This window comes from Ruegeria sp. AA3 (assembly GCF_056542905.1).
The window spans coordinates 127,906-140,022 of the sequence record NZ_JBQGAQ010000013.1 but is presented as its reverse complement, the minus strand read 5'-3'; the positions used below and the strand labels follow the sequence as shown (position 1 = coordinate 140,022).

At 54.5% G+C, this 12,117-nt stretch carries 12 protein-coding genes; 7 read left to right on the top strand and 5 right to left on the bottom strand.

Annotated features, from left to right (window positions below; translation table 11 throughout):
• The 3 genes from ACR0JR_RS19285 to ACR0JR_RS19275 form a co-directional block, all read left to right on the top strand.
• The coding region (locus ACR0JR_RS19285; RefSeq protein WP_480457558.1) for an aminomethyl transferase family protein at positions 1-1,076 on the top strand (1,076 nt) is incomplete at its 5' end.
• 246 nt (positions 1,077-1,322) lie between these two features.
• Positions 1,323-1,892 carry a carboxymuconolactone decarboxylase family protein gene (locus ACR0JR_RS19280; RefSeq protein WP_480457556.1) on the top strand — a complete coding sequence of 190 codons (570 nt, stop codon included), beginning with the start codon at positions 1,323-1,325 and terminating at the stop codon, positions 1,890-1,892.
• Positions 1,893-1,960: 68 nt separating this feature from the next.
• Complete coding sequence (locus ACR0JR_RS19275; protein WP_480457554.1) at positions 1,961-2,305, top strand: cupin domain-containing protein; 345 nt, start codon at positions 1,961-1,963, stop codon at positions 2,303-2,305.
• A 401-nt stretch (positions 2,306-2,706) separates the two neighbouring features.
• Here the strand turns inward: ACR0JR_RS19275 and ACR0JR_RS19270 are convergent, their stop codons facing one another.
• Both ACR0JR_RS19270 and ACR0JR_RS19265 read right to left on the bottom strand, forming a co-directional pair.
• A complete protein-coding gene (locus tag ACR0JR_RS19270) occupies positions 2,707-4,401 on the bottom strand; it encodes an adenylate/guanylate cyclase domain-containing protein (protein WP_480457552.1) in 1,695 nt (564 codons plus the stop codon).
• Entirely contained in the window at positions 4,398-4,877 is a 480-nt protein-coding gene (locus ACR0JR_RS19265) for a GFA family protein (protein ID WP_480457551.1), read from the bottom strand. The genes ACR0JR_RS19270 and ACR0JR_RS19265 overlap by 4 nt, the downstream gene beginning before the upstream one ends.
• Positions 4,878-5,119: 242 nt before the next feature.
• Between ACR0JR_RS19265 and ACR0JR_RS19260 the strand changes: the two genes are divergently transcribed.
• Entirely contained in the window at positions 5,120-5,593 is a 474-nt protein-coding gene (locus ACR0JR_RS19260) for a DUF6714 family protein (RefSeq protein WP_480457568.1), read from the top strand.
• Between the two features lie 20 nt (positions 5,594-5,613).
• Positions 5,614-5,958, top strand: a complete 345-nt coding sequence (locus ACR0JR_RS19255) for a hypothetical protein (protein WP_480457549.1) — start codon at positions 5,614-5,616, stop codon at positions 5,956-5,958.
• A 42-nt stretch (positions 5,959-6,000) separates the two neighbouring features.
• Here ACR0JR_RS19255 and ACR0JR_RS19250 read toward each other — a convergent pair whose 3' ends face one another.
• Entirely contained in the window at positions 6,001-6,834 is an 834-nt protein-coding gene (locus tag ACR0JR_RS19250) for a CE1 family esterase (RefSeq protein WP_480457547.1), read from the bottom strand.
• Between the two features lie 315 nt (positions 6,835-7,149).
• Positions 7,150-7,611 (bottom strand): hypothetical protein, encoded by a 462-nt coding sequence (locus ACR0JR_RS19245; RefSeq protein ID WP_480457545.1) that lies wholly within the window; start codon positions 7,609-7,611, stop codon positions 7,150-7,152.
• Positions 7,612-7,931: 320 nt separating this feature from the next.
• Here ACR0JR_RS19245 and ACR0JR_RS19240 point away from each other — a divergent pair, with 320 nt between their 5' ends.
• A complete protein-coding gene (locus tag ACR0JR_RS19240) occupies positions 7,932-8,843 on the top strand; it encodes a homocysteine S-methyltransferase family protein (RefSeq protein ID WP_480457543.1) in 912 nt (303 codons plus the stop codon).
• 188 nt (positions 8,844-9,031) lie between these two features.
• Here the strand turns inward: ACR0JR_RS19240 and ACR0JR_RS19235 are convergent, their stop codons facing one another.
• Complete coding sequence (locus ACR0JR_RS19235; protein ID WP_480457541.1) at positions 9,032-10,006, bottom strand: AraC family transcriptional regulator; 975 nt, start codon at positions 10,004-10,006, stop codon at positions 9,032-9,034.
• Positions 10,007-10,117: 111 nt separating this feature from the next.
• Between ACR0JR_RS19235 and ACR0JR_RS19230 the strand changes: the two genes are divergently transcribed.
• Positions 10,118-12,025, top strand: coding sequence for a DUF3604 domain-containing protein (locus tag ACR0JR_RS19230; protein WP_480457539.1), 1,908 nt, complete (start codon positions 10,118-10,120; stop codon positions 12,023-12,025).
• Positions 12,026-12,117: the final 92 nt, after the last annotated feature.

Sequence of the window (12,117 nt, the reverse complement as noted above, 5' to 3'; positions counted from 1 at the left end):
GCCGCACATCCGCCCTTGCATCGCGCCATACCGCGCTTGGCTCTGGGTTGGAGGACTGGAACGGCATGGGTACGGCCTGGACCTATAACTCAGATCCCAATGATGAGCACGATGCGGTCCGTGAACGGGCCGGTATGTTCGACATGTCTCCCCTGAAGAAAGTGCTCGTGCGAGGCCCTGAAGCTCAGGCAGTGCTGGACCATCTGACCACGCGCGATCTGACCAAAGTAGGACCAGGCAAGGCTGCCTACCTCTGCGTTCTGACCGATGACGGCGGGATCGCCGACGATGCGATCGTGTCGAACAATGGTGGCAACGAATGGATGATCGTGCATGGCTCTGGCGACAGCATGGCGCTGCTGGAAGCCTCGGCGGCAGGGCGTGACGTTCAGATCGATTTTACCGACGAACTGCATGACCTGTCGGTGCAGGGCCCTGCCTCTCTGGAGATTCTGAGCGCCCACACGGAAATCGACCTGGCCGAACTGGCTTGTTTCGAACACGCGCCAGCGGTTCTGTTCGGCCATTCCTGTCGTATCTCACGCACGGGCTATTCCGGCGAACGCGGCTATGAGATTTTCGCAGATGGGACAGTTATTACGGATATCTGGGACAAGCTCGTGCAGGAGGGCGTTATGCCCTGTTCTTTTACCGCTCTGGACAAGGTGCGGATCGAAGCCGGGCTCTTGTTTTATGGCTATGACATGACCGAGGACAACACCCCATGGGAGGTCGGCCTTGGGTTTACCGTCAGCAGCACCAAGGCTGACTATCGCGGAAAGGCGGCCGTCTTGGCTGCGAAGGGAAAGGAGAAGATCGACAATGTGTGCCTGGACATAGATCACCCCGACATGGTCGCCGGTGGTGAAACGCTTTCGCTGGGCGGCCAAACTGTCGGCTTGATCAACAGCCCCTGCTATTCACACCGGATGGGAAAATCCCTTGCCCTTGCACACGTTGTTCCAGGACTGCCAGCTGGAGCGACGCTGACCGTGTCAGGCGACGGCCTAAATACGCAAGCGACCATCGTTGCAAGTCCCATCTACGATCCAAAGAAACTGCGAACGCACGAATAGAGAGATCATTGCGAGTTGCTGTTGAGCCGGCCCATTCCAGCCATTCATCGGGTAAGCTCACGCCGCAATGCAGCTTCACCGAACCGGACATTCGCTTCGGGCGCGATATCCGGCGGTAGTCGAACTCACGGCCTAGCGGACCAAGCTGACATTTGTGAAGACCGAGCGAGATGTTAGTCTGATGCCAATGAGGCGTTTCGGGCAGCACATACTTCTGTCAAGATTTCTTGTCGTGGAGGACACCAAATGAAAAGGCTTTTCCCGTCACTTTCCGACGGCGCTACGCTCGGCGACGTATTTCAGATGTTTCCAAAAAAGTTGGCTCCATGGTGTGAGTATGAAAGCCTAGTAATGCGGGGAGAGAGCGAACTTTCTGCTTCTGAGCGGGAGCTTATTGCCGCCTATGTTTCTGGTTTGAATGCATGCTCATATTGCTACGACGCCCATACAGTCTTTGCCCGTGCTTATGGCATTGATCCAAAGGTGATTGAGGCACTGATGGAGGATCCAAACTCTGCCTCGGTGGATCCTCGGATCCGGCCCATTCTCGCCTACGTCGCAAAACTCACACTCTCACCTGCCCGTATGACAGAAGAGGACTCACAGGCGGTCTACGATGCTGGATGGTCAGAAGATGCATTGTTCGATGCTATTCAGGTTTGCGGCGTGTTCAATTTGGTGAACCGTATCATTGAAGGTTGTGGTGTCAGCAAAATTTCGCGTGAATCCGGAACAATCGATGAGCAAACGCGCACAAAACTAACCAGCGATTCCTTCTACACCGATTTTGGCCGAGCCAACGGTCTCAATGTCTGAATTTGGGACGAAGCTGGCATATGGTTGCGCCGTTGTTATACTGCCCGTCTCAAAGGGAGGGACTTTCCATGTCTTGGCGACTTCTCCGAAAAGCTGACTGGGCTTCTGGCGACGGTTGGAACGGAAAGTTCGAAGGGGCGGATACCGGCGTGGGCGTGTCATTTCTTTTCAATGAAGTCAGCGATGCAGGCAAAGGTCCCCCACTTCACAAGCATCCATACGATGAAGTCTATATCGTCAGGCAAGGCCAGGCACATGTAATTGTTGGAAACGACACAACGGAAGTGACCGTTGGTGATATTCTGATAATCCCGGCCGGCACCGCACACAAAGTCCTGACGACGGGGTCAGGTCCGACCGAAATAATCAGCGTTCAATTGTCCGGAAAACTCGAGGTGCAATTCCTGGAGTAACGCCGTGCGCTTGAATCTTGTTTGGCCTGACATGCTAAAGGCCCGCACCGGGATAATTGCTGTCATCAGTGTAATGGCAGTATCTTAAACCTGGCACTGTCTCGCTCTGTCGAGGACAGCCCGAACTGGACATTGAACATCGCCTCCGAATGTTGCGATTGCAGCCCACACTCGCGGCATTCGCTGTAACTGCGAAAGTTAGCATCAGTAAAAATTGCCACTTTGCAGGGCTAAGAAATTTTCGCTGAACGATTCGTCATCGACGTCCGCATTGCGAATTGAGCGCTTTCACTGCTTGCAAATCCAAATTTAGGTTTAGGATTGTGAGCACGTCTCGTGGAGTTGGAAACCGATCATCGCATCCAACTCAAATTGCACACGACACTGTCTCGGGCGAACTTCTATTCAGGCAGCCCCACTGCGCGAAGCCCATCCAGAATAGCGTCCCAACGTGCCGGCTCCTGAAAATGGAACCTGCGCACGCCGCTAATCCGGAAGTCCGGATCGGACGCCAAAAGGGCCTCCCGTGCCCTTGCTCCTTGATCAGGTAATCCAGCCTGACCAGCCGCGCTGGCAAGATATAATTGTGCGACCGGCAACCCCGGCGAGTTTTGTAGAGCCCGGTTGGCATTGGCGATGGCATTCTCAAAATCACCCATAACAAGATATGTCTGGGCTAACGCTTGTGGGACACGATGATATATCCGGTTCTTCGCAAGAGAAAACGACCCCTTTTTGATGGAGTTCAGCGCTAACTCTGGTTGGCCCATCAGGTTCTGAATCCACCCCAGTACCATATGTCCCTGGGCAAACTGCGGACTGATTTCGAACCCACGTTCAACACACCGCACCGCCGCATCCAGATCGCCAGTAATACCGTAGTGAAAAATCCCCCGGATCAGGTGCAAGTAGTCGCTTTGATCATTCAACGATACTGCCTTGCTCAACCCGGCGTCGGCCGCTTCGATATCCTCCGGGTGTATCGGACGGTAACCCCATACCAATTCGCCGATCAACGTGTTCGCCTTCATCCCAACGGCCATAAAATTGCGTGGCTGGAGTGTCAGGATCCTGTCCAACAGACGGCCCGCAGCCTCCCATTCTTCAGGCTGCGATCCCATCATGTAGTGCCCCGCAAGATTCAGCATTGCCTCGGGGTCGTTTGTCTCTGTCTCAGCTGCGTGCTCAGCAATTCGTTGCAGAATTCCGTAACGGATCGTTGTCGCGATTTCGCCCGACAACAGATCTTCAGCCAAGAAAGGGTCGGAAAGATCACCGCTCATTCGCTGGGTCAGATAGGTTGCTGACGTGCTCGTTTCGCGCAACTTAAGTGTTGCGCGGACCTGTTTGCCGGACGCCTGAAACACTGCCGTGGCGACATGATCCGGGTCCGCATCAAGAGCGATCAGATTCACCCCCGTAAGATTGGCAAGCGCCGCCTCTACCGTGTGATTGCAGGCCTCTGCCAACATCTTGGCATCGTCACTGTTGCCAAGGGCTTCGAATGCGGCAAGGGCTATCGTTGGTTTTGGGGATGTAACCCCGATGGACGGTGTGGTGGTACTGTTCAGTGCACCACCTTGGTCGGGGGGCCAGACAAAGGCGTGGATCGGGCGCGAGATGTTTTTCAGCGCCAACTCACCGACATCAGCGAACAGCTCGTCCATTATGCCAACGATCTGGTCACGGACGGCAGCGGAGATGCAAATCCCGCCCGTCGGGGCAGCGCCTTCCAAACGAGCCGCGAGATTCACACCGTCGCCATAGATATCGCCGTCATCAACAACCACGTCGCCTATGTGAAGGCCCATGCGATAACTGATCTGCCGATCCTGAGGCGTGGATTCTTCCTCTGCGCGAACCGCTTCTTGCGCCGCTATCGCGAACCGCACCGCTTCCACTACACTAGAGAACTCGGCCAGAAATCCGTCGCCTGTCGACTTGATGATCTTACCCCCAGCCTGCTCGATGCCGGGGTCGAACACGGACAGGCGCAGTTCTTTCTGACGGGCCAGCGTGGCTTCCTCGGCGGCTTCCACAAGCCGCGAGAAGCCGACAATGTCGGCTGCCAAGATCGAGGTGAGTTTGCGTTTCACACTTCGGCTCGCGTGTCCAAGGAAATCCAACCGGTTCTATCCGGTTCAGGCACTGCGACCCCATCCCCTCCGAACGATGTTGGAACCGTCTTCCACTTCGGCAGGCCATCGGCCATGTCGAAAACACGCTCACCGTAGAAGATGTGAAAGGTTGGCTCAAAGCTCAACCCGGATTCGGCCAGCGACATTGCGTAGACCGCGACGATGTCCTTACCGGGTTTGATATTCACCAATGCACCCCCGCATTTACCACAGGAAACACGATGGCTTTCATCATTCTTGTCCGATTGAACCGTCGGCCCAGACAACGAGACATTGTCTGCCGACCAGAGACACCATGCATTAACCGGCGCCGAATGCCATTTTCTGCAAGAGTGGCAATGACAATACGCCATAACCATCGGCTCACCGGCAGCGGAAACAGTACATGCGCCGCAATAACAGATTCCCTGGTAGGTTTCAGAATCGCCGCTCATCATCTTTTTCCCAAATCGATCAAGGGCGCTCTTTGTAACACACTAGGGACACCCGGCTTCCTCAAAACACTTCTACACATACATCCCAATTGTGCTGCCCCAAAGCAGCTTCTTCGTCTCCGCTGTTGAACTTCGAACGATGTCCTGAAAAAGCCTCTGTCCGTTATTCATCGCAATCACTCGAATCCGAATTGTTGCTGATACGCTCGATTTCGAGGTTTCAGCCAGTTTAATATGTGACCATGCCAAAGGTAACGACAACCACGGAAGCTCTTGCAACCCAAATCATTGCTGCATTTGACGGCCTAGATCCGCCTACTGATGATGAACTTCTTCACCCCGAATGTATGGATGACGTGGATATTCTTGAGTTCTACGGCGGGGTCAAATGGCATGAGATGACCGATCAAATGATCGTTTACGGTTACGCTGCCCCCACTGCCTTCAGCGCCAAGGCATTTCGGTATTATTTGCCTGCGTATCTGCTTTGGGCTCTGCGAAATTCAGACAGTCCGGAATATGCCAGTGAAAGCATTCTTCTGGCACTCGACCCCGGCACATCGAAAGAAATGCTGCACGAGTTCCGGAAGTCCAAGTTCAACCAATTAACACCTGCGCAGAAGGAGGTCGTGTTGAGATTTTTGTACCATTTCAGCGACCATCCTGATCTCGGTGAGTTTGCGGAAGCCGCCCTGGTCAATTACTGGATTGAATAGGGCAGTCGGTTACCGGTTTGATGATATTTACGTATTTGATGTGGCTCTTCGCAGCGCTTTTTGTCGTAACCGGTTTGCCGTTGGCATTGACTGAGGATGAGCAATGGCAACGGCTTTGGGGGGGATCCAGTGCGCTGTCTCTTGGCCTTTTTGCTTTATCGATGGCAGCAGATGGTTTGATTAGAGGCCAGATAAGAATTCATTTTTCGATTGTCCGCCGCTCCAGCCAGCCGCGTTTGTTTTTCAGCGCAATCGCATTGGTGTTCGCTGCCGGCGCCGGAGTCATCATTGCTGCTATCTGGGCAATTTTTTTGAGGGTTATTAAAGTTTACCCAGCACGGTGTGATTCAAAGCCAATGGGCTAGTTTTGGCTGAACTGGCACGACCACAGTGATTTCGTTGTTTCGTCAGTTTTCCATGTTTTCGAACCAGTCGAGCGCCATCGTGCCCCATTCTTTTGGGTAGCCGTGCCCGCCGTCGTGCAAAAAGAGTTCAAGACTACCGTATTCGCATTCCCACCGTTTGCGCCAGAGATTGGCTCTCACTTCGTTTTCTGCCGCGTTGTGTTGGCATTCGTTTCTTCGGCGCCATAACGCAAGACCCTCCCAGATATCGGCCTGGGTAATGGTGATATCGAATTCTTCATTGTGTATTGATCTGCCTTCAAGCGGCACAACCTTGTCAGTGAAACCGTGTGTGTGAAGCATGTGAACAGGCCCGAGGCATTCTTGGGTCATTGGGAGCCAGAAGCCACCGGACGCAGGGGCATAGCCACGCGCCAGATCTGGTGCGAGGCACGCAACTTCCCACACCATGGAACCACCCCGTGAGAAACCTGTCAGCAACACCTGGTCTGGATTCACGTTTGCACGGATCACGAGATCCGCCAGCACGTCACGGAGAAACCTGACATCAGAGCGGGGATAGGTAATCCACCCATCCCTAACCGACCAGTCAGCAGGATTGCCTTCCTGCCATGGCAGTGCGGTCGGCGCCACAAACGCATAACCCCGCGCGGTGAATGCTTCGACGAACTGCTTGTTTTTAAGCACCTTTGCTCCGGACCCGCCATAACCATGCAAGTGTATCACGACTGGCCCGCCCTGCCATTCATCTGGCAGGGCAATATGATATTCACCGGTGTCTAACTTGCAGGGATTGGATACTTCGCCGCAATCAAGCGCAAAGGCCTGCCCCGAAATCAGAAACATGGACAATGCGATTGTTACCTTTTCGAGCATATCTGGGTCCCTCCCGATGTCTGACCGTACCATATTACGGAAAGGACTTTTTTGAGACGGCGGTGGTGCAGAATTCAACTTTGCTGAGCAGCCTCACCTGACTGATCCAAAATGATTGTTAGTGCATCAGCGGCTTTTGCTCCATTGAGGTGCTGGCGGACGATACACGAACTCACATTTCGCGGGACTAAGCGGACGTACGCCGCACTAAAGCAAGTGATCCCGAAAGGATTGAGACCTAGTTGCAAAAGCCACTTAAGACCAAATTAGTTCGAGACCAATCGAAACTGTGCAGATACTTAAACCGCTGCCGTCCTAGTCAGGGATTTCCACCGTTCCAACAATATGAGTTCGCCTCAGGGGCAGCGCTTGGTATGCTGAGGCGATATCTGTTGTCGCTATGCCGCTGCCAGTCATTCCTTCGTAGCGCCCCGTCCCGGTGACGATTTCCCAAGTGTTGGCCTCGCCTTTTTCCCCGGCCTTCCATCGCATGATAAAAGTGTCATCACCTTCACCGAAAACACATATTCCATTGATTGAGTTGGTGCCGTCTTCAAATCCAAATCCAGAACCCAAACACCTGGCAGGCCCGTCATCCATTGGACCCTCAATTACTTCGAAACCACCCGTATTGTCCGTTAGGTGAAAAATGTGATCTCCAAGGTCAAAGTTCTCTTGGTTTAGAGGGTAGACATTGTTGATCTCGATGCGTTGCTCCTCAGCACTGGCGGGAACACCGAGTATCGCCAAAAGCAGGATAATCCGTAGGGTTCTCATTTGGTTCTCCAAAAAATGTCACTCATCTTAAGGGCCTTCGAAGCATTTACAATCAGCAATAACTCTGGGGGCCGACCACTCATGGTGTACGGGGTAAAGCAGTTCCAGCCAATTGATGGCGGCCCAAATCGGCCATTGGCAATGGCTTGATGACTCCGCGGTGCGGTCCGCCGAAGGGGACACTCGCTGCAGTAGCGAGTTGCCCGGGAAGATGAGGTCATGCTCGCGGAAGACACCCTGTCGCCGCCCTAAGGTTCACAGGAGATCCGAGACAATGTAGGTTTCTTGTGAAAACGTAACGGCAATAGGTGTGGATCAGAATGGCGCAACGGCTCCCACTCGAAGGTGACAAGACCTTTCTGGTTTACGCCGGCACTGGCACCGACCTGATATTCAATCATGGAGTCGAGCTACCCAGTTTCGCGTCGTTTCCATTGCTGAAAGAACCTAGCACTAGGGCAATACTGGCCGGTCAAATGCAAGCTCTTGTCGATCTCGCCCGTGAAATGAATGTCGGATGCATCCTTGATGCGCCCACATGGATGGCGAACGCCGACCGGGCAGCGCCTTTGGGGTACGATGCAGAACGGCTCGTTGAGGTGAACAAAGATGCAGTTAGTCTAATGGAAGACGTGCGCCAGGCTGCCGTTCGCAATGATATACTGGTGTCGGCCTGTATCGGCCCGCGCCATGATCCTTACGCCGACATCCCGCCGGTACCCGTCGAAGATGCACGTCAATACCATGCTGTTCAAATGCAAAGCCTGAAAGACACTAGCGTCGACCTGGTCACTGCTTATACATTCAACCGTCCCAGCGAGGCAGCCGGATGTATCCTCGCTGCCCGAGACGCTGAACTGCCAATCATCATGTCTTTGGTTGTTGAGACAGACGGGTGTCTTGCGGACGGAACCAAACTTGTGGACGGAATTGATCAGATCGACGAGGCAACGGACTCGGCGGCGCTGTTTTTTATGGTCAACTGCGCTCATCCGACCCATTTCGCCGGAGCGCTTGGCAACCACCCCCGACTTAAAGGCATGGTGGCGAACGCTTCGAGTTGCTCGCATGCGGAACTTGACGAAGCAGATGAGCTGGACGAAGGCGATCCAATTGAGCTTGGCAAACAGATTGCTGCGATTGCGCAGCAAAATCCGTCGATTCAAGTATTTGGAGGATGCTGCGGTACCGACATGCGCCATCTGAAATCGATGGTCAGCGAATTGGTGTAGAGGGTGGCCCCGTTCAGTAATGTTCGCGGCGTATTACTTCCTAGTTGGAGAAATGGTCGGACCTTGACGGCCCAAAGCCGCCCTCGGTCAAGTCATTAAACGCCGCAGTGCAGCTTCCCCATAACAGACGTTCGCGCATCATCAACTTTTGGAGTTGTAGAAAGGCAATAAAGACAACCGATCAACTTCTACTGGCGCGCCAGAACCTGGCTGGGAAGCTCTCCAAACAATGCCCTGAATTGCGCGGAAAACCGACCAAGCTCCCAAAAGCCAAATCTGGTAGCAATTTCAGTTACGCTTACATCCGCACCATTCGATTGTGCCAGATGGCGTCTGACCTGCGTCAACCGCCAGTTTCGCGCATATGCCGCCGGAGAGATATCCAGAACCGAATGAAAGGCTCGATGCAAACTACGCCCTGACAGACGCAGATCCCTGCAGATTTCCTCCAGGCTGACGGCGCGGTGCGAGTGTTGCCAGATGTACTCCTGTGCTTGTCGGACAACCCGCTGAGGTTCCCTGAAGGCAACGTGACGCAGTTGTTCCAGGCCAACGGCGTCATCGAAAGTGTACAGAAGCGCGTCGATGACCTCACGCCGTGCGGATGCTGCGGCTGCCGGACTGGAGGTCGTATTTTGCGAGCCTATCAACACCGTTTCGATTGCTTGGCTGGTTTTCAATAGATGTCGCGTCGCGTTAATCGATCCCCGATACATTTGTCCTAAGCGCCAGAACTTCCGCGGCAGCCGTATTTCGTGGAATTTGGCACGTTCACGAATGTCGTCCAGATCGGCTGATATTGTCAGATAGCCGGACTGGCCTGAATACCTTGATGCATGCTCAGTCATAGCCGGGAACACTCCGACATCGCCTGTACGGGTGGAGGTTGACCACTGCCGCGATGTGTCGTTGGCCTCCAGTAATACGCCAAGCACAAGTCGGTCCTGCGACAGCGGTCCGTTGATAGCCAGCGATCCGCTAAGTCGCCCGATGGTCAGATCTGAACCTCCAAGGTCCGCAAAGGTCAGCTTTCCCCTGACCGCACCCTTGCCAAGTTGTGTGGGTTCAACCGACGCGCCTTTGACGCCTTCCTGCATGGCTTCTATGCCGTTCACGGGCAAAACCCGAACGGTATCGGCCATCATGTTCGTGGCGTTTTCCATTATTGCGTCCCCTCAGGCGGACCGGGATCCCGTCGGTCAGGCCAGAATCGCATATTGCAAACTACCTCATCATTTTATCATCACAGCGTTTTTCGTGCACGAGGTATGATCATGATATGGTCCCGGATAAACCGCTTAACCTGTTTCCTTCTCGTTACCGCGATCGCGTCAGGTCCGCTCGTCGCCCAAGATCACACTCCGCACGAAGACAGTGTAAAGAAGGTATTGGGGACCGAGGAATTCTCCCCCTATGCCGGGCGCAATTTCCCGACGCTACCCATGTGGGGTGATACACATCTGCACACCATCGTCTCCGTTGATGCGGGAACCATGACCCGTTTGACACAGGAAGATGCTTTTCGCTTTGCGCGCGGTGAAGAGGTGACCACCACTCATGGATTGCGCGCCAAGCTGTCGCGTCCGCTGGATTTCGTGGTCATTGCCGATCACGCCGAAATGTACGGGCTGATGCCACAACTATTGAAGGGTGATCGGGAGATTCTGGCGACAGAGACCGGTAAGCGATGGTACGATGCGCTGACCAGCGGTGATGACCAAAGGGCCTTTGACACTGCGATGGAAATTGTCGGCACGTTGTCCGATGACGAACCTCCGATTGAGAGTGGCGCGGCTGTCAAGAGTGCCTGGCGAGAATACACCGCACTGGCAGACCGTTACAACGAACCGGGCCGTTTCTCGGCTGTGATCGGGTACGAATACACCACCAATGGTGGCAACAACCTGCATCGCAATGTGATCTTTCGTGGAGATGCGAACGAAGCCAATCAGACGCTGCCATTTTCACAATATGACAGCAAGAACCCCGAAGACCTGTGGCGCCATCTGGCCGCGTTCGAAGAGCGCACCGGCGGCGATGTCATTGCCATTCCGCATAACGGAAACCTCAGCAACGGGCGCATGTTCGATGTCGAAAGCTTCGACGGCGGCCCTTTGACCGACGAAATTGTTCGGCTGCGCAACCGGTTCGAACGGCTCTACGAGGTCACCCAGATCAAAGGCACAGGCGAGGCACATCCGATGCTGTCGCCTGACGATGCCTTTGCGGATCAGGACATCTGGGACCGGTCCAATCTGGACGGTACAGAGCTGAAAGAGCCGGACATGCTTCAGTATGAGTACACACGTGAAGCCCTGAAGAATGGCATGAAGCTGGAGGCCCGGTTCGGAGTGAACCCGTTCAAGTTTGGTCAGATCGGCAGCACCGACGCCCATAATGGACTGACCGCAGTCGAAGAGAATAACTTCTTTGGCAAGCATTCCGGCGTCGAACCCGAGCCGCATCGCTGGAAGCATGTTGTAATCGAGGCGCCTGACCCGGATCTGTCGATACTCGGCTGGCAGCAGGCGGCAGGTGGTTATGCGGCGGTCTGGGCTGTCGAAAACTCACGCGAAGCTATTTTTGATGCGATGAAACGGCGCGAAGTCTATGGCACCACCGGTTCCCGCATGTTGGTGCGGTTCTTTGGTGGTTACGGCTTCACCGCTGAAGACACGCTCAGCCGATTGCCTGCGGATATCGGGTACGCCAAGGGTGTGCCGATGGGAGGGGACCTAGCGCAACCTCGGGAGGGCCAGGTGCCGTCCTTTTTGGTGGCTGCCCTGCGCGATCCCCTCTCGGGCAATCTGGACCGCATTCAGATCATCAAGGGCTGGATCGACTCCGATGGAAACGGACAGGAAAAGATCTATGACGTAGTCTGGTCCGGGGATCGGGAACCAAACGAAGATGGAACAGTGGGTGATGTCGGCAATACGGTCGACGTGGCCAATGCCACCTGGACCAATACCATCGGGGCCCCGGAACTGATCGGTATCTGGACTGATCCCGACTTTGATCCGGAACTGCGGTCCTTCTATTACGCACGGGTCATTGAAATCCCCACGCCGCGCTGGACCGCCTATGAAGCCAAGCGCTTTGGCGTCGAAATGCCACCCGAAGTGCCGATGGTTACAACCGAACGCGCCTATACGGCCCCGATCTGGTATACGCCCGGCTGACGGCCCATTGCGGACGTTGAGCACTATGTCCAAGTGCTGCACTCGCAGCCCGGATTGCGGACATTCCACGCAACCGTAATTTGCCGTGGAAA

Excerpts from the sequence above, each read along its gene's own strand:
- ACR0JR_RS19245 (WP_480457545.1), bottom strand. The coding sequence starts at position 7,611 with ATGAGAACCCTACGGATTATCCTGCTTTTGGCGATACTCGGTGTTCCC.
- ACR0JR_RS19260 (WP_480457568.1), top strand. The coding sequence starts at position 5,120 with ATGCCAAAGGTAACGACAACCACGGAAGCTCTTGCAACCCAAATCATT.
- ACR0JR_RS19255 (WP_480457549.1), top strand. The coding sequence starts at position 5,614 with ATGATATTTACGTATTTGATGTGGCTCTTCGCAGCGCTTTTTGTCGTA.
- ACR0JR_RS19230 (WP_480457539.1), top strand. The coding sequence starts at position 10,118 with ATGATATGGTCCCGGATAAACCGCTTAACCTGTTTCCTTCTCGTTACC.
- ACR0JR_RS19240 (WP_480457543.1), top strand. The coding sequence starts at position 7,932 with ATGGCGCAACGGCTCCCACTCGAAGGTGACAAGACCTTTCTGGTTTAC.
- ACR0JR_RS19250 (WP_480457547.1), bottom strand. The coding sequence starts at position 6,834 with ATGCTCGAAAAGGTAACAATCGCATTGTCCATGTTTCTGATTTCGGGG.
- ACR0JR_RS19235 (WP_480457541.1), bottom strand. The coding sequence starts at position 10,006 with ATGGAAAACGCCACGAACATGATGGCCGATACCGTTCGGGTTTTGCCC.
- ACR0JR_RS19280 (WP_480457556.1), top strand. The coding sequence starts at position 1,323 with ATGAAAAGGCTTTTCCCGTCACTTTCCGACGGCGCTACGCTCGGCGAC.
- ACR0JR_RS19275 (WP_480457554.1), top strand. The coding sequence starts at position 1,961 with ATGTCTTGGCGACTTCTCCGAAAAGCTGACTGGGCTTCTGGCGACGGT.
- ACR0JR_RS19265 (WP_480457551.1), bottom strand. The coding sequence starts at position 4,877 with ATGAGCGGCGATTCTGAAACCTACCAGGGAATCTGTTATTGCGGCGCA.